The sequence below is a fragment of the Actinacidiphila cocklensis genome, from assembly GCF_907177275.1.
Lineage (GTDB): Bacteria > Actinomycetota > Actinomycetes > Streptomycetales > Streptomycetaceae > Actinacidiphila > Actinacidiphila cocklensis.
Map to the genome: position 1 here is coordinate 59,976 of NZ_CAJSLV010000043.1, position 19,780 is coordinate 79,755.

Below are 19,780 nucleotides of genomic sequence, written 5' to 3' on the forward strand. Positions count from 1 at the left end.
CGTCCTGGGTGAGCACCGGGCGCGATCCACCTGAACGTGTGCAACGGAAGGGTCGACCCAACGTGATCACGTTCAAAAAGGCGTGCCCTCAACGACCGTCGAAATGCCTGCCGCCCTGCACGGACGAGGTTTTCGGTAAGGGGACCATCAGGATTGAAGGGCGAAGCCGCTTACAGCGGCGGCGATCGCGCCGGGTGCCTGCAGGTGCATCATGTGGTCGGCGCCGGGGATGTCGGCGTCCTGGCAGTGCGGGAAGTGCTGGTGCAGCAGTGCCCGGCCCTCTGCGAAGAAGGGGGCTTCGCCGTGATCCCCGACCACCGACAGCACCGGGGCGCTCAAGGCGGTGGCGCGTTGGGCGTCGAGCGTCCACTCGGTCAGTGCGGGGAACTCTGCGCGGTAGAAGACCTCCGTGTCCCGTTCGGCCAGTTCGAGGGCGCCAGGTCCGGCGGTCGCGATGAGTTGCCGCCAGTTCGGGCCTGCCATGCCGGCGAAGGTGGCGTGTGCCGCGCCGGCCATGTCGCCGGCTTCGTAGAGCGCGAGGATCGGTGCCATGCCGACCGAGAAGCCAGACCAGCTGGGCACTTCGGTGAGGATCGGCTCCAGCAGGGTCAGGCTGCGTATCCGGTCCGGTGCAGAGAGGGCTGCCTCCAGGGCGATGACCGCACCGGAGGAGTAGCCGAGCACGTGCGCGCTGTCCAGCCGGAGCACGTCGAGCAGGCCGAGAAGGTCAGCGGCCTGCCGGGCGATGCTGACCGGCCAGGCCCGCCCGGTGCTGCCGGTCATGCCGCGCCGGTGGTAGCGGATCGTCTGCACGGAGGGGGCCGGCTCTCCCAGGGCCGCCGCCAGTGGGACGAGCCCGGTCGCGAGGTTGGACCCGTGGACGAGCAGCAGTGGTTCGCCCTGCCCCGAGATCTCGTACGCGAGGTCGATTCCGTCGACGTGTGCGGTCTTCACTAAGGTCACGCGCCAGGGAGCTTGGCGCCGAGGATGTCGACGAAGTCCACGGTCGGCGGCCCGGCGAACAGTTCGGGGGCAGCGGCCTCCAGTGGCTTGCTGTAGGTGTCCCAGTGGGCCTGGCGGCCGGCCTCGTCCTCGAAGGCGTCGAAGACGGCGAAGGACGTGGGGCCGATACGCAGGGCGTGCCAGGCGATGGTCGAGACGTCGCCCTTCACCTGCTGGAGGGCGTGCTGCAGCATGCTCTCGACCTCGGTGACCTTGTCGGGCTTGGCTTCCAGGCGGATGAGAATTCCCAGGGCGACCATGAGTGGGCTCCACTTCTGTAGTGATCGTTCGATAAGAAGCTATCAGACATCTCTAGCGATCGGTATAGAATCGAGAGGATGAAGACAGGCAGGCCACGATCCTTCGATCGCGATGAGGCGCTGGAAGCCGCCGTCGCGGTCTTCTGGCAGTACGGCTACGACGCCACGTCCATCGCGATGCTGACCGGCGCGCTGGGTATCGGCGCGCCCAGCCTTTACGCGGCCTTCGGCGACAAGAAGACACTCTTCTTCGAGGCCCTCGACCGCTACAACCACACCTACGGGGCCTTCACCGTCCGCGCTCTGACCGAGGAGCCCGACGCCCGCGCGGCCGTCACACGGCTGCTGCACGACGCGTCGGCCGCCTACACCCGGCCCGACCGCCCGCCGGGCTGCCTGCTGATCACCGCGGCCACCAACTGCTCACCGCAGTCCGCCGACGTCGCCACCCACCTGCGCGACATCCGCGCCCAGGCCAGAACCGCACTCGAAACCAAGATCGCCGACGCCGCACGCACCGGCACCATCCCCCCGGGTACCGACATACGAGCACTCGCCGCCTTCTACGCCGCCGTCCTCCAGGGAATGTCCGCCCAAGCCCGCGACGGCGCCACCACCACCGACCTCCGCCACATCGCCGACACCGCCCTCCAAACCTGGCCCACCACCACGACATAACACCCGCACCAAGCCCGCAGCCACGCCATGTGCCCCGCGTCCTGGAGGGCGACCGGAGCACAGAGGGGAGGGGGCCGATATCGTTGGAGTAGGTCGGTATGCGGCGTCTCGGTCGGAGGACGCCACGAACGTCGAGCTCCTCGTACTGCGCCACGAGGCCGCGGTGTTGCATCGGCAACCCGGCAGCCGGCCACGCCTGACATGGCCGGATCGCGCGGTGTCATCGACGCATTCTTCGACCTTGCCGACACGATCGCCTCTAACTTCGTTGCGACAGGTCAGCGGCCCGGCAGGGCGCGGCTCAGACCAGTTCGGGCCGCGGTTCCACCGGTCGCGGTTCCAGCGGCAGCTCCGCCACGGGCTCCAGGTCCCAGCGCCGTGTGGTCCGCACGTAGTTGAGGACCACCGAGGCCAGCGCCAGGACGAGAAGCGGTCCGAACACCCGCGGATGCCTGGCCATCTCCACCGGCAGGTAGCGGTAGGACACCAGCAGCACGACGAAGACCGTCGCACCGCGGGCGACCAGTCGCGACGCCGACCAGTCCCAACCGCGGTCGAGCGCGCGCATCGCCGCCTCGACGGTGAGTGCGAACACCACGCCGGCGACGAGGTCCACGCCGTAGTGGTAACCGAATCCCAGCGTCGCCGCGAGCGTGGCGACCAGCCAGAACGCGCCGGCGGCCCGCAGGACCCGCGGACCCTTGCGCGAGTGGATGAAGATCGTGGTCGCCCATGCCGTGTGCAGGCTGGGCATGCAGTTGCGCGGGGTGATCCCGTCGAACGCCATCCGGTGCGGGGGCCTGATCGGTGTCGGCGTGTCCGGCCACAGGTTGGCCACCGCCCAGTGGCCGCCGTCGGCGCCGAAGGCGAAGACCGGGCCGACCACCGGGAAGATCATGTAGACGGCTGGCCCGAGCAGGCCGATGACCAGGAAGGTACGCACCAGATGGTGACCCGGGAAGCGACGCTCCACCGCCACGTTGCGCAGCTGGTACAGCGCGACGATGGCCGCTGCCAGCGGGAGCTGGCCGTAGACGCCGTGCAGCACGTGGGCACCCACCGGACCGGTGGCCGCGACGACCCGGCCCACCAGCCACGACGGGTTGCCCAGCGCGTGATCGGCGGTCGCCACGTACTGGTCGAACACCATCGGGCGGGTCTTCGACGTGATGAGCAACCAGGTGTCGCCGGTCTTGTGGCCGGTCACCAGCAGCAGGCCGAGACCGACGCCCTTGAGCAACAGGGCGCGCTCCTGGCCGGTGCGGCGCGTGACGGCGATGACCGCACAGCCCAGGATCACCCACAGGGCGCCGTTGCCGAAGTGCATCCCGGCGCCTACCGCCCACCGCACCAGGCAGAAGACGATGTCGACGCCGATCGCCGCGCCGACCGCGATGAACCGCTGCCGCCAGGTGAGCACCACCGTCATCAGCGCCAGTCCGGCGTACAACAGCGGCCCCGAGGTGGGGGCGAACACCACCTCGCGTGCCTGGTTGGTGACCGGTCCGGGCAGACCGTAGTGGCGCGCGGCGATCTCCAGCGAGACGAGGAATCCGAGGATCGCCGCGCCTGCCGTGCCCCATAGCACCGCTCGTGGCCGGCGCCATGCGGTGACCATTGTTCTGCTGCTTATTCGCGGAAACGCCCGCGATGTCTTGGGTATCAATTTTGGCTGATTCGTCGGATATCGGCCGCACGGAGCACTCTTCGTGCCGGATGGCACGCTTTTCTCCCGGCGAAGGCCGGCCGAAGAGGGCGATCCCCGTGAGTTCGAACATGTTACCGGGAGCCGAACGGGGGTCGGACGCCCGGTCTTCGGGCGCCCTGTGGGCTCAAAAACAGGAAGTGCGCTACGAACCGGCCGACCGCCTCCGGCTCGCCGTGCTCTCGCCCCTGATGCCGCGGTACCGCCGGGCGCAGGTCTTCCCGATCACGCCCGCCACGCTGCCGGCCTGGCACCGCAAACTCGGAGCCGGCTGTCCCACGCTCGCCGCCGACCCCGATCACGGCACCGGGACGTTCTCCCTCGATCTCCCCTCCCCCGACCGCCGGCGCAACAACATCCGCCGCGGCGGCTACCCCACCGCCGACGCAGCCCGCACCGACCTACGCCGAATGAGCGAGAGCCAGGCGGCCGGCTTCAGCGCCGACCCCAACCACACCGTCGCCGACTACCTCACGACCTGGCTCAAGGACAAGCAGCTCACCCTCAAACCCACCACCCACTGCCACAAAGCCGACCCCGCCTTCGCCGACCTCGCCGAAGTACTCATCGGCACCGGCATCCGCAAAGGCGAAGCACTCGCCCTGCACTGGGACGACGTCCACCCGCGAACGCGTCCTCTACGTCCGCCACACACTCGCCGCCGCCGACAACAACCGCCTGATCCTCACCGCACCAAAAACCCGTTCCAGCAAGGCCTGGGACCGGCCGCGCACCCGGACTGTGGTGCGGGGTGCTGTTGGCGGTGAGTGGGGGCTGCGCCGTTGGGCGTAGCTGGGGCGGTGACTCCCGGGCCGGTGGCCCCGGTCTTGGTGCCGGGTTGGGCGTGGGTGCCGGCACCGGCTGCCTGGCCCGTGGGGCGGGCGTCGCCGCTTCGGACACGACGCGGCCATGCCGGCGACCGTGGCCGTGCGCCCTACCGGCGCGCCACCGCAGTCACCTGCCCCACAGGACGTGTAGGTGCCCGATTCAGCTCAGCAACGAGCTCGTATCTCAGCAGTACATCCGCACCGTCGGGTGGTTCAGCACTCCGATACCCCGGCAGCCTGTTGCCCCCTGCTAGGGAGCCGATACGGGCGGTTCAGTCGTGGAACTCGGTGAGATCGATGGTGTGAACATGCAGCGGAAGTCCGTACACCGGATGTGTCGTCTCGCGTTCCGGCACCATGCCGAGCTTCCGCATCACGTTCTCCGAGGCGTCATCGCCCGCCGAGCTGATGCTGATGACGCGATCGAGACCACGATCTTGGACCGCGAACTCCAGTGCGGCGTGGGCGGCTTCAGACGCGTAGCCCTGTCCCCAATACTGCTGGCCGAGTCGCCAGCTGATCTCCACGGCAGGCAGCACCTCGGGCAGGAACAGGGGGAGGGACAGGCCCGCGAAGCCGGCCAGCTCGCCCGAGGCCAGCAGCTCGACGGCGAAGAGACCGAAGCCCTCCTCGTCCCATTCCTCCTCCCACCGCTCGATATCCTCCGCCGTCTGCTCCAGATCACGGACGGATCCATCTCCGATCCAGCGCATGACCTGCGGGTCCGCGTTGATCTCTGCCATAGGAGCAAGGTCGTCGTCATGCCACCGACGGAGGATGAGGCGAGGGGTCTGGATCTCGGTCATGGCTCCCATCCTGCCGAGGAAGAGGACCTCAGCGGTAATCGAGAAGTGCGGGCCGTCAGTCCCGGTTACTGCTTGGGTACGCGCACTGCGGACTTGTTCCCCTGTGCTCAACCACCCTGACGCCGCAGGTCGCAGCGCCCGGTGCCACCGTGGCCCGGTCGGGGACGTGATGGATCACGCGGGAGGAAGAGTGCGGTTCACCCGCTGGATTGGGCTTGTGGCGAGTGCTGGGCGGCGGCGAGGCGTTGTACCTGCTGGGCGACGAGGTTGGGCGGGAAGGGGGTCTGCCGGTCGACGTCCGCCATGACGAAGGCGACGATGGTCTCGCCGCTCCGCACGACGATGTGCTCGGTGTAGCGGAGGTGCCCTTCGCCCACGTTGGCCACCTCCTGGAACCGTACCGCCTGGTCGCCCACGGTCGGGGCCGGCAAGACGACGATGCGGTTGGTGAACCGGTGACCGCCGTAATCGACGCCGGAGAGGCTACGGCACAGCGGCAGGTCGGCTTCCAGCGCCCGGAACACGCTCTTGGCGCCTGCGGAGGGATAGGCCGCCAGTGTGGTGCTCCCCGGGAAGATGTCGTCCTTCCAGTTGATCAGCTGAGAGACCCCGACGGTGGCCGGCTTCCCCTCGACGATCTCCTTCACGTCCTGGCATGCCACAGGCGTGACCGGACGCGAGGCGCTGCCGGCAGAAGGCGTCAAAGCCGTCACCGGCATCCCGTACGTACCCGGGGTGACGTCCTCCGGGAAGGTGAGCGCTGTCAACTTCTGGACGGTCAGCGCCGGTGCGGACGTGAATGTGGGCACCGGCACCGGCGTCGGCTGCGCCGGGGTGTGGGAAGGGGCAGCGGCCGGAGCGGTGGTGGACGATGGGGTGTGCGCACCCGCGGATTTGCCATCGCCGGTGTCCCCCGCACATCCGCTCGCCACCATCAGCAACACTGCCGCTGAGCCCGCCGCAGTGATGGCGTGCGCACGTCTAGCTCTCATGATCCCCCCAGGACTGATGAACCGTCGGCGCTCATCATGGCTCGGATCAGGCGCGACGGCCCAGCCATCGTGGCAACGGTAGTGTCGGCCAGTCGGAACCAGACCGGCCGGCGCGCGCGGGGTTTGAGGTGCCGCCCCGCGGGGACGGCACCCTCAACACCGGGACGGCCGCGAAGGACCACGATGCCGCCGACCCCACCCCTGTCGCTTTCACCGTCCTACGCACCGGCAAGTGAGCGCAGCCTCCGGTTCTGGCGCAGGTTCCGTGCTTCGCCAGGTAATCTCACCGGCATGCCGCACGACCTCCCATCCTGTCGCTGCGTGATCTGCCATGACTACGGTGATCGGGAAGCGGCCGATCGCATGGACCTGCGGACTGCCAAGCAGGTCATGGAGCATGGCTGGAGCGTGGTCGTGGTGCCCGCCGACGACGAAGGACCCGGCTTCGCGTACACGATCGGGCTCTGGCACACGCACTCGGTGCCTGAGCTCGCCATGTTCGGACTGGATATCCAGACGATGCACGTGCTGCTCAACTCCCTGGGTCACAAGGCTGCGACCGGGGCTGTGCTGGAGGATGGCAGGGAATGCCACGGGATCATCGAGGATCGGCCCGTCGTCCTGAAGCCAGTGGACCTCCGCTGGTACCGGGAGTTCTTCGGACGCGCGATCTCCTTCTACCGCCGGCCTCCGCTCCCGGTACTCCAAGCGGTGTGGGCGGACGCCGCAGGCCGCTTCCTCTGGCAGCCGGGGGCCGACGAGCAATACCAGCAGTCTCAACCGCAGTTGTGGCTGAAACCGGCTGAGCACCCGCCGGGGGTCTGGACGACGCTTGCGACTGGCTGAGATTTCAGGGGCTCCTCGAAGATCATGCAGGCCGAGCGAGCAGGCCCGTTTGCGGATCGCGCTCATTTAGATCAGGCGGAAATCGGGGTGGCCGAGCCATGCGGCCAGGAACTCGCGGTCACCGACGTGGGAGTAGCCGTAGAGGCCGTCCTCGATCTCGAAGGGCATCTCCAGGACCCGGCCCGGGAGTAAGGCGACGAGGGCGCGGGACTCAGCGAGGCGGGCGGCCTTCTCCTCGACGGTGCGACAGTGCCCGGCGTAGCGGTAGCCGAGCATGCCACCGAAGTCGATCAGAGCACCGAAACGCTCAGCAAGGAACAGGGCGAGATGGCCGAGGAGGCGATGCTCCTGCGGCCCCGAGCAGTAGGCGAACACCACCAGTTCCGCCGCAGGAGGCGTATCGAGCCCCGGAAAGGCCGCCTGCTCGCCGTCGTCGATGACCTCTGGCCCGAGGTTGAACCGGCCCTCCGCCTGCTGCAGGTAGGGCAGACCGACGGCCGAGGGGTTGCGGACGCAGACATCAATCGAGCCGTCGCTCCGCGCTTCCAGGTCGCAGAAGTGCTCCAGCCATGGTGCAGCGTCAAGTGCTTCGTGCTTCTCGGGCAGCCAGAGCCCGACCGCCGGTCTCCCCATGACACCTCCTCAGCGATCGTGCCGGCTCATCCTGACCGCCGCGGGGCACATGCACCATCCTCCACGAGTACCGACATGCCGCTTGATCTACACGGACGAGGTTTTCGGCACGGACGGCGTCACGGTGGACCTCCTGGTTCCGAAGAGCACCCGGCGAACCGCGGGCTGTGCCGTTTCCGCGCATCCACGTGTCCTTGGCCACACGGCTTCCAGGTTTATTCCGGACGCACCGGAGAAAGCCAGGGATTGGTGCCATTTCGGGTAGATATGCCACTCGATAACTAGCACGAAACCCATAGGAAATTATGGAGGATCCTTTAGTTCCGCATTCGACCGTCTTCGGCCTCTCGATTAATCCCTATCTCGCCTCCCCCCGGCCGTGTGAGGATTTGCGGGCCCTGTCGGCTGTGACAGGGCAGTTACTTTACGTTGTCCTTGAGGAGGGGCTGTGGCCCGATCGTGGGGGGGAGTCCGGCGTCGTGCGCCGGGCGGCCGCGTAGGAGGTTCGTCACCGGGATGGCTGCGACAGGTGTCGGGCGCCGTGGCGATGGTCGTCGGTATCGCGACGGTGACCGTGGTGGGAGGGGCAGGTGCGGCGGTGGCCGTCATGCCCACTCACCAGGCGGCCCCGTCGCACAAGCAGAAGCAGGTTTCGTACGGCCCGGCGCAGGCGCGGGACGTGGCGTCGGCGCGACTGACGGCCAGGTTGCAGCACCGGCGGATCGAGGTGCTGGACGAGCGTACGGACGCCTCGCAGACGTTCGCGAACGTGGACGGGTCGCTGACGTACACGGCGTTCGCGCAGGCACAGTGGGTGAAGCGCCAGGGCTCCTGGGTGAATCTGGACGCCAGGCTCAAGCGGCGGGCGGACGGCCTCGTGGCGCCGGTGGCGTCGGAGGCGGGTCTGGTGCTGTCCGGGGGCGGGAGCGCTCCACTGGTGTCGATGACCGTGGACGGCAGAAACGTCTCCCTTCACTGGCCCACCGCGCTGCCCGCACCGACCCTTTCGGGTGCGACCGCGACGTACGCCGGTGTGCTCGCCGGGGTGGACCTGCAGGTCACGGCCACGCCCGCCGGTGGTGTCGAGGAGACGCTGGTCGTGAAGTCGGCGGCCGCGGCGGCTGATCCGCAGTTGGCCGACATCTCGCAGGCGCTGACCGCCGGAGGCGGTGCGGCTGTTGCCGCGGACGCAGGCGGCAACCTGACGGTGAAGGACGGCAAAGGCCGACTGCTGGTCAGCTCCCCCGCACCGGTCATGTGGGACTCGGCGACGAGCACGGTGACGGCCGCACCTTCCGCGCGTACGGGCGAATCCGCGTCGGCCGCCGCGACCAGGTCCTCAGCCAGTGCTCCCGGTTCGCGAGCCCGTCAGGCGCGGGTCAAGGCGCAGTTCAAGGACCACAAACTGCACCTGGTGGCGGACCACGGGCTGCTGACGGCGAAGACCACGGTCTTCCCGGTGTACATCGACCCCGCCTACGTGCCGCACCCCGCGTCGTCGGCGACGCTGCACTTCGACGAGGTGCAGCAGGCGTACCCGACGACGTCGAACTGGGGCACGACGCCCAGCGGAGGTCTGGCCGTCGGCTACCAGGGCTTCTCGTCCCCCACCGGGATCGAGCGGACCTACTACAACCTCAGCATTCCCAGCGGGATCTGGGGCGCGATCATCCAGTCGGCGAAGCTGAACACCAAGGTCACCGCCGCTTCGGCGTCCGGGCCGAACTCCACCACGGTGAACGCGTTCTCGACCTGTTCGATCAGCGCGTCGACGACGTGGAACAACCAGCCGTGCAAGAACACGACGGCGAACCCGAACTACCCGAGCCCGAACGCGTCGGCCACCTTCACCACGCCCAGCAGCAGCCCGAATCTGCCGGTGACGTTCGACGTGACCTCGGGCATGCAGAAGATCGCGGACATCCACAACACCAACTGGACCATGGGGTTGTTCAACGCGACGGAGACCAATGACATCGACCGGGTGAAGTTCGCCAACAACCCGACGTTCTCCATCACCTACAACCACCGGCCATCCAAGCCGACCCAGGTCACCCCGGCTGACGGAGCCGCGACCAGCGACTCCACGCCGGCTCTGCAGGCCTCGGCCACCGACGCGGACCAGGACACCATCGAGCACCTGTTCCAGATCGACAAGACCGACGGCACCACCGTCGTCGCCTCCGGCTACTCGCCCTACGTCAACTCCGGTGCCACCGCCACCTGGTCGCCGACCACGGCGCTGGCCGACGGCACCTACGAGTGGCACGCCTCGTCCTACGACGGGCAGAACTGGTGGAGCCCGAACAGTGACTGGACGGCCTGGCGCACGCTGACCGTCGACACGAAGGCACCGGGTACCACGTCGGTCACCTCCTCCGACTTCCCCGCGAACGCGTGGTCGGGCACGGCGGACGCGAGCGGCAACTTCTCCGGCTCCTTCACCTTCACCCCACCGGCCACCGACACCGCCTCCGTGGTGTGGACCCTGGACGGCGGCTCAGCGCAGACCCACGCCACCACCGGCACCGCGGTCTCCGACACGCTCAGCTTCCGGGCCGGCAAGCACACCCTGAGCATCGCCACGCACGACAAGGCCGGCAACGTCTCGACCGCCACGTCGTACGTCTTCTACGCCGGCTCCGGCGCCGCACTGCTCACCCCGGGCCAGGGCGACCGCCCCGCACGCCGGGTCAGCCTGACCGGGCAGGGCAAGGCGGCCGACACCGGCGTGACGTACCAGTACCGCATCGGTGAGACCGACACCTGGCACAGCGTGCCGCTGGCCGACGTCCGCAAGGCCGACGGCACGGCACCGGCCGGGTGGCCGTTCGCCGCGTCCGCCGGCACTCCCGCCGCCCTGACGTGGAACATCACCGACACCCTCGCCGAGGACGGACCGGTGGACGTCCGCGCGGTCTTCACCGACGGCACCCTCAGCGACAACTCCCCGGCCAACGTCGTGACAGTGGACCGCAACGCCGGGGACGCCCCGTCGCTGAACGCGGGTCCCGCGTCGGTGAACGCGCTGACCGGTGACGCGACGCTGAGCTCCACCGACGCCTCCGGCATCGGTCTGTCGGTGACGCGCGCTGCGTCCTCCCGCCGGCCGGTGAACGGTTCGGCACAAGAGGGGCAGGTGGCGATCTTCGGTCCGCAGTGGATCGCGGGCACCACCGCCGAGATCACCGACTCCGACTGGTCCTACCTGCGCAAGTCCTCCAGCACCTCGGTGTCGCTGGTGGACGTCGACGGTGCCCCGACCGGTTTCACCGCAACCTCGGGCGGCGGCTGGAAGCCCGAGCCCGGTGCTGAGGACCTGACCCTTTCCGGGTCGCTGACCGGGTCGTTCACCCTGAAGGACACCGACGGGACGACCACCGCCTTCACCAAGGTCGACCCGGCGGCGACGACGTGGGAGGTCTCCTCCACGTTCCTGCCGACCAGCAACTCCACCACCCAGGTGGTGTCGGAGAAGATCACCTCCGGCACCCAGACCCTGGCCCGTCCGAAGTACGTGATCGCGCCCACCAGCGCCGTGTCCTCCGCAACCTGCTCGGCGACACCGTCAGCGAAGGGCTGCCGGGTCCTGGAGTACGTGTACGCCGCCACCACCACCGCGACGGCGTCGGTCTTCGGCGACTTCGCCGGACAGGTGTCCCAGATCAAGCTGTGGGCCACCACGCCCGGTGACAGCGCCTCGACGGCGACCGTCGTCTCGGGTTACGCGTACGACTCCGCCGGCCGGCTGCGGCAGGAATGGGACCCGCGGATCAGCCCGGCGCTGAAGACCGCGTACGACTATGACAGCGCCGGCCGGATCACCACGCTGACCCCGCCCGGGGAACTGCCGTGGACGCTCGCCTACGGCAAGGTCGGCAGCGCCGCGACCGCCGGCGACGGCATGCTGCTGTCCGCCTCGCGCCCGACGCTGACCCAGGGCAGTGCGACCCAGACGGACGGGGGGACGGCCACCACCAGTATCGTCTACAACGCGCAGCTGACCGGCAGCGCCGCCCCGTACGCCATGGCCGGCCCGGACGTCGCGGGCTGGGCGCAGAAGGACGCTCCGGCCGACGCCACGGCCATCTTCCCCGCCGACCAGGTGCCCTCCTCGCACGACGGCACCACCCTGGCCACCGGGGACTACCACCGGGCCGTCGTCATTTACACCGACGCCTCCGGCCGTGAGGTCAACACCGCCGAACCGGGCGGTCACATCACGACCACCGAGTACGACCGCTTCGGCAACACCGTGCGCCGGCTGACTGCGGACAACCGCGAACTGGCCCTGGCCACCGGCGGAGCCGGCCTGACCGAACTGCAACAGCTCGGCATCGACGGCCTGTCCACCGCGGACCGCGCTGACCAGCTGTCCACCACCGCGGTGTTCTCCGCGGACGGCCTGCGGGAGACCGACGAGTTCGGGCCGCGCCACCTGACCACGCTGGAGTCCACGCTGACGGCGCCCGCCGGCGCTGCCGACCTGCCCGCGGGAACGGTCGTCCCGACGCGCGCGCACACCGTCACGCAGTACGACCAGGGCCGTCCCACCGACGGTACGGCCGCGGTCGAGGACCAGCCCACCACCGTCACCGTCGGCGCCGACGTGGCCGACTACCCGGCGGACGCCGACCAGCGGACCACCACGACGGCGTACGACTGGGCCAAGGGCCTGCCCACCACGACCGTGACCGACCCCACCGGGCTGAACCTGGCCAAGACCACCTCCTACGACGCCCAGGGCCGGGTGATCAAGACCACCTTGCCCAAGTCCGACGGCACCGACGCCGGTGCCACGATCACGACCTACTGGTCCGCGACCGGCACCGGCGCCTGCAACGGCCACCCCGAATGGGCCGACCTGGTCTGCTCGGTCGGACCCGCAAGCGCCATCACCGGCGGCGGCACCAACCCCGCCCAGCTCCCGGTGAAGACCACCACCTACGACAGGTGGGGCAACGCCGCCACCGTCACCGAGACGGCCAACGGCGTCACCCGTACCACCACCACGAGCCACGACGCGGCCGGCCGCGACACCGGCACCTCGGTGACCGGCGGAACGGGTACGGCCGTACCCGACACCACGACCACCTACGACCCGGCGACCGGCAAGGCGACCACCACCGCTGCGGCCGGCCGGACCATCAGCCGGACCTACGACAAGCTCGGCCGGCAGATCTCGTACGCCGACGGCGCCGGCAGTACCACCACCACGCAGTACGACTCCCTCAACCGGCCGGTGCTGACCACCGACTCGGCCCCGTCCACCACCACCTACACCTACGACAGCGCCAAGGACCCACGCGGCCTGGAGACCTCCCGCACCGACTCGGTGGCCGGCACCTTCAGTGCGGCCTACGACGCGGACAGCGAGGTCACCGCCCAGACCCTGCCGGGCGGTTACACCCTCGCCGTCCACCGCGACGAGACCGGCGCCGAGACGGGCCGCGCCTACACTCGCGACAGCGACGGCGTGACCGTCGCCGCGGACACCGCCGGCGACACCGTCCACGGCGAGCAGGCCACCCACACCTCCGACACCGGTGAGCAGGACTACGGCTACGACGCCGCCGGCCGCCTCACGCACACCGACGACACCCGCGACGACACCACCGCCCACCGCACCTACACCTTCGACGACAACACCAACCGCACCGGCCTGACCACCGTCGTCGACAACCCCGACGGAACAGCCGGCTCGCCCGTCAGCACCGTCTCCACCTACGACAGCGCCGACCGCCTCGAAACGGTCAACGGCACCAGCGTGGCCTACGACGCGTTCGGCCGCACCACGGCCCAGGCGTCCGGCGCCACCATCGACTACTACGCCGACGACATGGTCCGCACCCAGACCTCGGCCGACGGCGCCGCCCGCCAGACGTGGACCCTGGACCCGGCGAACCGCCTGGCCTCCTGGACCACGGAGGCGAGCACCGCGGGCACCTGGTCCCAGACCGGGGCCAGGACCAACCACTACGGCAACGACGGCGACAGCCCCGACTGGATCGCCGAGGACAGCTCGGGCGCCGTCACCCGCGAGGTCCGCGGGCCCGACGGCGACCTCGCCGCCCTCAGCACCGCCACCGGCAGCACCGTCCTGCAGCTGACCGACCTGCACTCCAACGTCACCGTGCAGCTCCCGGTCGACGCCTCGGTGGTCCCGACCGCCCTGGCCTACGACGAGTTCGGCAACGCCGTGAGCACCGACTCGGCCGGCCGTTACGGCTGGTTGGGGGGCAAGGAACGCTCCGACGAGACGGTGACCGGCGCCGTTCTGATGGGAGTCCGCCTCTACGACCCCACCGAGGGCCGCTTCCTGTCCGTCGACCCGGTGTCAGGAGGCAGCGCCAACGCCTACGACTACTGCTCGGGCAACCCCGTCTCCTGCCTCGACCTCAGCGGCCGCAGCAAGCACAACTACAACGGCCACCACTGGCACTGGTGGGGCTGCTACGAAGAGGTCGACATGACCCGCTCCCGGGCCTACCGGGTGGCGGACCGGATGAACGCGGGAGCGGGCAAGGCGGCCATACTCGCGGTGATGTTCGGCGCCATTCCAGGAAGCAACCTGGGGGCGATCGTCTTCGGCGCCATATCGGGCGTGTACTGGTGGGTGTCGGCTGACATCTACAACACACTGAACGAGCACCCCAGTCGGGGCGTCAAGCTCAAGCTCTACCCTGGGTGGTTCAGAGTCGGCAAGGAGTAGCCGCACCCCGTCTCGAACTCCGTCCTGGTCCACGCCACATCTCGTCACCAGGGAGGCCGCCGTGCCACGGCGGCCTCCCCCTCAACCGGGAAGTTCGCCATGGTGAATTCAAAGGGCACAGCATGAACGTCCTACTGGAAGTCGTCGGATCGCTGGTAGCCGTGGTCGGCATCGCCGTATCGCTGCTCCGGCGGCCCCTCCCCTGGCTGGAGGGCCAGACGGCCAGACCGGTCGTCTGGGGACTCGGATACGCCCTCCTCGGCCTGTGCCTGGTGCTCATGGGCGCCTTCTCCGGCCACTCGGCGGGCCTCCACGTGATCCTCCCCGGGCTGCTCCTGCTGATCGCGCTCCCGCTGATCGTGACCGGCACGAGGGGAGCGCCGCTCAGCAAGCGCAACTGACTCCCGCCGCAGCCCCTGCGACCGACCAGGCAACCATCGGCCGCAGGGGCTGCGGTCCTGCGTGCCGCCCCATCCCGCTCGAGAACATGATTCGGGACGCGCTGCGGGCTTGTCCCCCAGAGCCGGTGCAGCATCTGGGACGACCCTTCGATGGTGCCGTCGGTCGTCACCGCGCTCGTCCGGAACCCGGTCATGGTGCCCACCGCCGTGCTGCGCAGCCGCGTGGCCAAGGACGCAGAAGCGTCGGCGCTCCGGCATGAGAATGCGGTGCTGCGTCGTCAGATCGCGCGGGTCAGGTACCAGCCGGCCGATCGGATCCGGCTGGCCGCGCTGTCGCGGCTGGTTCCCCAGGATCGCCGGCGTGAGGTCTGTCGAACCCGCCGGGGCGGGAGTGCAGGAGTTGCGGATGTGCCGTCCGGGGTACCGGACCATCGTGTCCGTGTACAGGCGCTCCGACAGGTCGTATTGACGTGAGCATGTAGACAGTAGGACGGTAGGGACGTCCTTGCGCACGTCCTGCACCTGGTTCGGTTCGGCGGGAACCCGCTCTGCCCCAAGGCGGGACGTGTACAAGCTCTCCTCCACGTCCTCACCCGGCGGCGTACCGATGCCCGACGTGCCCGTTTCTCGGCAGAGGAAGGGAACATGTCCCTAGGCTCCTTACTGCGGCGCGTGGTCAGTCCCGGCCTGGTCACGGTGGCTGTGACCGCCGTCGCGCTGGTCGTGTCCACCGGTGTCGCCGACGCCGCACCCGCACTGACCCAGATCAGCACCGACCCCTACACCAACTCCGACAGCCAGCACGCCACCGAGGTCGAGCCCGACACCTTCGCCTACGGCTCCACCATCGTCTCCGCCTTCCAGGTCGGCCGGTTCAACGACGGCGGCGGCACCAACATCGGCTTCACCACCTCCACCGACGGGGGCGCCACCTGGACCAAGGGCTTCCTGCCCGGGATCACCACGGCCGGGGGCGGCACCTACGCCCGGGCCAGCGACGCCGCGGTGGCCTACGACGCGAAGCACAACGTCTGGATGATCTCCAGCATCCCGATCACCTCGTCGGTCACGGTGCCGGTCGTCTACACCAGCCGCTCCACCGACGGCGGGCTGACCTGGAGCAACCCGGTGACCACCGCGACCGGTTCGGACCTGGACAAGAACTGGATCGTCTGCGACAACACCTCGACCAGCCTCTACTACGGCAACTGCTACACCGAGTACGACAGCCCCGCCGACGGCGACCGCCTGAAGATGACCACCTCGTCCGACGGCGGGGTGACCTGGGGTGCGTCGAAGAACACCGGCAACAACGCCACCGGCATCGGCGGCCAGCCCGTGGTGCAGCCCAACGGTACGGTGATCGTGTCCGCTGCCAGCGCCTCGGAGACGTCGGTCCTCGCCTTCCAGTCCACCAACGGCGGCAGCACCTGGAGTTCGACCACGACCGTCGCCACCGTCAGCACGTACACCGTCCACGGGTCCCTGCGCAGCGGACCGCTGCCCTCCGCTGAGATCGACGCGTCGGGCAAGGTCTACTTGGTTTGGCAGGACTGCCGCTTCCGCGGCACCAGGGGTTCGTGCACCTCCAACGACATCGTGATGTCGACCACCACCAACGGAACCACCTGGTCCTCGGTGGTCCGCATCCCGATCGACGCGACGACCACCACGGTCGACCACTTCATCCCGGGCCTCGCGGTCGACAGGGCGACCTCCGGCAGCACCGCGCGCCTGGCGCTGGCCTACTACTACCACCCGGTCGCCAACTGCACGGCCTCGAACTGCCAGCTCGACGTCGGATACGTCTCCTCCGCCAACGGCGGCGCCACCTGGACGGCAGCCACCCAGCTGGCCGGACCGATGACCCACTCCTGGCTGGCGGGCACCACCCAGGGGACCATGGTCGGCGACTACATCTCGACCTCCTTCTCCGGCGGCACGGCACACCCCGTCTTCGCCGTGGCCTCGGCTCGCTCCGGCACGGGCTTCAACGAGGCGATGTACACACCGGCCGCCGGTCTCACCGTTGCCGCCGGCACCGCGGCCGCAACGCCTGCCACCGCAGGCCAGAACTTCTTCTCGGCCGTACGGGCCGCGATCGCCTACCAGCAGTGGCTCGCGAACGGCGGCGCCGAGGGCGGAGGTGAGGACAGCCCCTGATCCGCCCGTAAAACGGTCGGGCCCGGGCAGCACGAATGACGAGGGACCCGGCGGTCGCGGGCGCGACCGCCGGGTCCCTCAAGAAATCGGCTGGGGGCTGTCCCGCTCGAAAACACGATTTGACGAACGTCTCGCTGACGGCGGTCAGACGGGTGTCCCGATAGCGGCGTGAACGGAGTGGACGGCGCTGGCGCCCTCTCCGACGGCGGCGGCCACCCGCTTCATGGATCCGGAGCGGACGTCGCCGGCAGCGAAGACGCCTGGTTCGCTGGTTTCGAAGGGGAGCGGACTTCGCCCGAGGCCGGCCCACACCGGGCTGAGCGGGTAGGGGTCCAGTTGCACGTCGGTGCGCAGGAAGCCATGGGGGTCCGTGGACAGACCGGGCAACCAGTCGGTGGCTGCGGACGCGCCGATGAAGCAGAACAGGCCCCGGCACGGCTGCTCCGATCTCCCGGATGCGCGGTCGGTCAGCGTGATCCGTTCGAGTCCTTCCCCGCCGTGCAGTTCGGTCACCTCGGTGGAGGGACGTACGGTCACCCGCGGATCGGCGCCCAGCCGGTTGACGAGGTAGGACGACATACCCGATGCGACGTCCTTGCCCCGGACGGCCAGCGTGACGCCGCAGCCGCGTGCGGCCAGGTACAGCGCTGCCTGCCCGGCGGAGTTGGCGCCGCCCACGACGCAGACCGGCTGACCGGCGCACAGCTGGGCTTCGAGGTTGGTGGCCGCGTAGTAGATCCCGGCGCCTTCGAACCGCTCCCATGACACAAGGGGCAGTCTGCGGTAGCGGGCGCCGGTGGCGATAAGGACGGCGCGGCTGTCGATGCCGGTGCCGTCCGTCAGGACGACGCGCAGGTAGTGGTGGCGGGTCTCCAGAGCTGCCACGTGGCAGGGGCTGGAGAGGCGCGCGCCGAACTTCAGTGCCTGCAAGGTGGCCCGCTGCATGAGATCCCCACCGCTCAGCCCGGAGGGGAAGCCGAGGTAGTTCTCGATCCGCGAGCTTGCTGCCGCCTGCCCACCCGTCCCGACGCCGTCGAGCACGACGGTGTCCAGCCCCTCGGAGGCGCCGTAGACGGCGGCGGCAAGGCCCGCGGGACCCGCACCCACCACGGTGAGGTCGACAGGGCCTCCCTCCGCGGCCCGGTAGGACAGGCCAAGAGTCGAGGCGAGCTCCGCGGGAGTGGCCCGACGTAGCACCCCGTCGTGGGCGACGACGGCGGGCAGATCAGTCGTGACGAGCCCTGCCGAGCTCAGAATCCGTTGACCGGCGGGGCTGCCTGCCTCGATCCAGAGGTGCGGTAGGCGCTGACGTGCGGCATAGGTGCGCAGGGCGAGCCCCTCCGCGGAAGCGCTGACGCCGACGATCTCCAGCCTGCGCGCCACCACACCGGCTCGGAGCCGGTCTCGTCGAGCGAGGAAAGCGCGCAACAGCAGGTCGGAGAGATCCGCCTCGTCGGCCATGAGGCGCCGGAACTGGGACGGGGGGATCCGGTAGATGCGTCCCGGCTCCACCACGCGGGCGGCCAGGTGCACTGTCTGCCCGGTCAGCAGGTTCAGTTCGCCGATGAAGCCGCCGCGCCCGTAGGTCGCGATGACCGCCTCGTCGTCGCCCGGGCCCGATGGCGCCACCAACTCGACGGTCCCGGCCTCGACCACGATCAGGTCATAGGCCGGTTCACCGGGCCGGAAAACCACGTCGCCGCGCCGCACGTCCTGGCCGCTTCCGTACGAGGCGAGCCTGGCTCGCTGCTCGTCCGTCAGCTGCGGTGCTGCTTCCTCCGGAGAAGGAGGCCGGGGCTTCGGCGACCCGGGTTCCGGCTCCATCATGATTCGCCTCAATTCGTGACAGGTCGCGTCAGGCTATTCCCGTCGGTCCCGTGCCTTCGGCAGCCACCCCGCGGGCGCCACGCTTCCCCTCCGCCAGCGAGCCCCCGCGAGAGCTGTGGTCTCGCCTCACCAGCCGAGAAGGACCAGGACAAGAGCGGGATCAGGTCCCGGTTTCGCACGGGCACCGCTCAGTCCGTTTGCTGCCGCGCTTCCGACGGCACCGTGCTGCTCTCGCTGAGGGCCGTCCGCGCGGCCTGCAGCAGTTCCTCGGAGATCGGGTCGCCGGTGGTGGCGCGCGCCAGGACGAGGGCGCCGACCATGGTGCACAGCTGCGCCATGCCGTCGTCGTCGCCTCCGGCCAGCAACGCGGCGCGGTTGCGTACCCCGTTGACGTAGACGTCCCGGGCGCGGGCGGCCTGCTCGGGCTCGCGCCCCAAATCGGCCGCGAAACCGGAGACGGGACAGCCGTCCCCGGCGTGATCGCGGTGCCAGACCGAGAGGTAGTTCCCGATCAGCGTCCGGCGCGCGGCCTCATGCCCCTCTGCGTGGTCTTCCGGGGCAACCGCCGAGTGCGTCCCAGGCTCGCTGAATGCGTGGGCGATGGCCTCATCGACGAGGTCCTCCTTGGAGTCGAACTGCTTGTAGAAGCCGCCGTGGGTGAGCCCGGCCGCCTTCATCAGGTCGGCGACGCTGACCGCGGTGCCCTTCTCCCGGAACATTCGCGAGGCGGTGGCTACGACGCGCTGCCGGTTCTCCTGCGCTTGCGCCTGGGACACGCGGCCCACGGGATCACTCTCCTCGATTGGATGTCGGTTGCCATCTATCGTAAGCTCTGTTTAGATTATTAGCGACATCTATTTCGGCCCCCGCAATCGCAGAACCACCGACAGCGCTGGAGACCCCTTGTGGCATCACCACCCGGCCCCAC

The 19,780-nt window shown here is 69.3% G+C and carries 15 protein-coding genes; 7 read left to right on the plus strand and 8 right to left on the minus strand.

What is annotated here, in order from left to right; translation table 11 throughout:
- Positions 1-147: 147 nt before the first annotated feature.
- Both NFU81_RS07100 and NFU81_RS07105 read right to left on the minus strand, forming a co-directional pair.
- Complete coding sequence (locus NFU81_RS07100; RefSeq protein WP_251486156.1) at positions 148-963, minus strand: alpha/beta fold hydrolase; 816 nt, start codon at positions 961-963, stop codon at positions 148-150.
- Positions 960-1,262, minus strand: coding sequence for a putative quinol monooxygenase (locus tag NFU81_RS07105; protein WP_251486158.1), 303 nt, complete (start codon positions 1,260-1,262; stop codon positions 960-962). Before NFU81_RS07105 ends, NFU81_RS07100 begins: the two co-directional genes overlap by 4 nt.
- Positions 1,263-1,340: 78 nt before the next feature.
- Here NFU81_RS07105 and NFU81_RS07110 point away from each other — a divergent pair, with 78 nt between their 5' ends.
- A complete protein-coding gene (locus NFU81_RS07110; RefSeq protein ID WP_251486159.1) occupies positions 1,341-1,940 on the plus strand; it encodes a TetR/AcrR family transcriptional regulator in 600 nt (199 codons plus the stop codon).
- Between the two features lie 301 nt (positions 1,941-2,241).
- Here NFU81_RS07110 and NFU81_RS07115 read toward each other — a convergent pair whose 3' ends face one another.
- Positions 2,242-3,558 (minus strand): phosphatase PAP2 family protein, encoded by a 1,317-nt coding sequence (locus NFU81_RS07115; RefSeq protein WP_251486162.1) that lies wholly within the window; start codon positions 3,556-3,558, stop codon positions 2,242-2,244.
- Positions 3,559-3,785: 227 nt separating this feature from the next.
- On the opposite strand from NFU81_RS07115, the gene NFU81_RS40995 reads away from it, so the two are divergent.
- On the plus strand, positions 3,786-4,412 hold the full coding sequence (locus NFU81_RS40995) for a hypothetical protein (RefSeq protein WP_308208271.1): 627 nt from the start codon (positions 3,786-3,788) through the stop codon (positions 4,410-4,412).
- Positions 4,413-4,744: 332 nt separating this feature from the next.
- Here the strand turns inward: NFU81_RS40995 and NFU81_RS07125 are convergent, their stop codons facing one another.
- Entirely contained in the window at positions 4,745-5,278 is a 534-nt protein-coding gene (locus NFU81_RS07125; RefSeq protein ID WP_251486164.1) for a GNAT family N-acetyltransferase, read from the minus strand.
- A gap of 197 nt (positions 5,279-5,475) precedes the next feature.
- Positions 5,476-6,222 (minus strand): hypothetical protein, encoded by a 747-nt coding sequence (locus NFU81_RS07130; protein WP_251486167.1) that lies wholly within the window; start codon positions 6,220-6,222, stop codon positions 5,476-5,478.
- A gap of 339 nt (positions 6,223-6,561) precedes the next feature.
- Between NFU81_RS07130 and NFU81_RS07135 the strand changes: the two genes are divergently transcribed.
- Complete coding sequence (locus NFU81_RS07135; RefSeq protein ID WP_251486170.1) at positions 6,562-7,116, plus strand: DUF4262 domain-containing protein; 555 nt, start codon at positions 6,562-6,564, stop codon at positions 7,114-7,116.
- A 66-nt stretch (positions 7,117-7,182) separates the two neighbouring features.
- Here the strand turns inward: NFU81_RS07135 and NFU81_RS07140 are convergent, their stop codons facing one another.
- Positions 7,183-7,749, minus strand: a complete 567-nt coding sequence (locus NFU81_RS07140; protein WP_251486172.1) for a DUF6368 family protein — start codon at positions 7,747-7,749, stop codon at positions 7,183-7,185.
- A gap of 547 nt (positions 7,750-8,296) precedes the next feature.
- Here NFU81_RS07140 and NFU81_RS40785 point away from each other — a divergent pair.
- From NFU81_RS40785 to NFU81_RS07165, 4 genes are all read left to right on the plus strand, one after another.
- Entirely contained in the window at positions 8,297-14,461 is a 6,165-nt protein-coding gene (locus tag NFU81_RS40785; protein ID WP_274038126.1) for an RHS repeat-associated core domain-containing protein, read from the plus strand.
- 122 nt (positions 14,462-14,583) lie between these two features.
- Positions 14,584-14,862 (plus strand): hypothetical protein, encoded by a 279-nt coding sequence (locus NFU81_RS07155; RefSeq protein ID WP_251486174.1) that lies wholly within the window; start codon positions 14,584-14,586, stop codon positions 14,860-14,862.
- Between the two features lie 150 nt (positions 14,863-15,012).
- Positions 15,013-15,336, plus strand: coding sequence for a hypothetical protein (locus NFU81_RS07160; protein ID WP_251486176.1), 324 nt, complete (start codon positions 15,013-15,015; stop codon positions 15,334-15,336).
- Positions 15,337-15,507: 171 nt separating this feature from the next.
- Positions 15,508-17,025 (plus strand): sialidase family protein, encoded by a 1,518-nt coding sequence (locus NFU81_RS07165; protein WP_251486178.1) that lies wholly within the window; start codon positions 15,508-15,510, stop codon positions 17,023-17,025.
- 144 nt (positions 17,026-17,169) lie between these two features.
- On the opposite strand, the gene NFU81_RS07170 is transcribed toward NFU81_RS07165, so the two are convergent.
- Entirely contained in the window at positions 17,170-18,852 is a 1,683-nt protein-coding gene (locus tag NFU81_RS07170; protein ID WP_251486180.1) for an FAD-dependent oxidoreductase, read from the minus strand.
- A gap of 188 nt (positions 18,853-19,040) precedes the next feature.
- The gene (locus NFU81_RS07175) at positions 19,041-19,637 is read right to left on the minus strand and encodes a TetR/AcrR family transcriptional regulator (RefSeq protein ID WP_251486181.1); all 597 of its coding nucleotides are present in this window, start codon (positions 19,635-19,637) and stop codon (positions 19,041-19,043) included.
- Positions 19,638-19,780: the final 143 nt, after the last annotated feature.

Excerpts from the sequence above, each read along its gene's own strand:
- NFU81_RS07115 (WP_251486162.1), bottom strand. The coding sequence starts at position 3,558 with ATGGTCACCGCATGGCGCCGGCCACGAGCGGTGCTATGGGGCACGGCA.
- NFU81_RS40785 (WP_274038126.1), top strand. The coding sequence starts at position 8,297 with ATGGTCGTCGGTATCGCGACGGTGACCGTGGTGGGAGGGGCAGGTGCG.
- NFU81_RS07160 (WP_251486176.1), top strand. The coding sequence starts at position 15,013 with ATGGTGCCGTCGGTCGTCACCGCGCTCGTCCGGAACCCGGTCATGGTG.
- NFU81_RS07125 (WP_251486164.1), bottom strand. The coding sequence starts at position 5,278 with ATGACCGAGATCCAGACCCCTCGCCTCATCCTCCGTCGGTGGCATGAC.
- NFU81_RS07170 (WP_251486180.1), bottom strand. The coding sequence starts at position 18,852 with ATGATGGAGCCGGAACCCGGGTCGCCGAAGCCCCGGCCTCCTTCTCCG.
- NFU81_RS07140 (WP_251486172.1), bottom strand. The coding sequence starts at position 7,749 with ATGGGGAGACCGGCGGTCGGGCTCTGGCTGCCCGAGAAGCACGAAGCA.
- NFU81_RS07135 (WP_251486170.1), top strand. The coding sequence starts at position 6,562 with ATGCCGCACGACCTCCCATCCTGTCGCTGCGTGATCTGCCATGACTAC.
- NFU81_RS07165 (WP_251486178.1), top strand. The coding sequence starts at position 15,508 with ATGTCCCTAGGCTCCTTACTGCGGCGCGTGGTCAGTCCCGGCCTGGTC.
- NFU81_RS07105 (WP_251486158.1), bottom strand. The coding sequence starts at position 1,262 with ATGGTCGCCCTGGGAATTCTCATCCGCCTGGAAGCCAAGCCCGACAAG.
- NFU81_RS07155 (WP_251486174.1), top strand. The coding sequence starts at position 14,584 with ATGAACGTCCTACTGGAAGTCGTCGGATCGCTGGTAGCCGTGGTCGGC.
- NFU81_RS07110 (WP_251486159.1), top strand. The coding sequence starts at position 1,341 with ATGAAGACAGGCAGGCCACGATCCTTCGATCGCGATGAGGCGCTGGAA.